Here is a 581-nt window from a genome sequence, read left to right on the forward strand (position 1 = left end):
GTGGTGGATCTGATGGAAAAAGCCGCTCAACATCAGGATGTCTCTTGCGATTGTTACCCTTATTCAGCCAGCTCTTCCACTTTAGATCTGAACCAAGTGACAGAAGAGATCGATATTTTTATTACTTGGTCGAAAAGCCAGCCACACTTTGCCGGTAAGATGCTGAAGCAGATCGCCAAGGAGATGGGGTTACCCCTCATGGAAGCAGCCAAAGCGTTGCAACCGGCTGGAGCGGTGTATCACTGCATGGACGAACGATGTTAAAGCGAGTTTAAATACCGCTTTAAACCATGGTGGGCTCGGACGGATTGCCGAACGATCCTCATCCACACCCGCGCTTGTGGGGCACTTTCCCGAAAGTGCTTGGGCACTATTGCCGAGAAGAAAAACTTTTTTCCCTGCAAGAAGCAATTCACAAAATGACGGGAATGTCCGCTCAACGCTATAACCTCAATGAACGAGGAGTGATCAAACAAGGTGCATTTGCTGACTTGGTTTTATTTAATCCGAGAACAGTGAAAGATACCGCTACTTTTGAAAATCCTATTTCGTTAGCGCAAGGTATTGAACGGGTATTCGTG

Annotated in this window: 1 pseudogene; it reads left to right on the forward strand. The window is 47.0% G+C overall.

Going from position 1 to position 581, the window contains the following annotated elements:
- Positions 1 to 581, forward strand: a pseudogene (locus CIK04_RS29970) (amidohydrolase family protein); the annotation flags it as partial.

The organism is Vibrio sp. 03_296, from assembly GCF_002265885.1.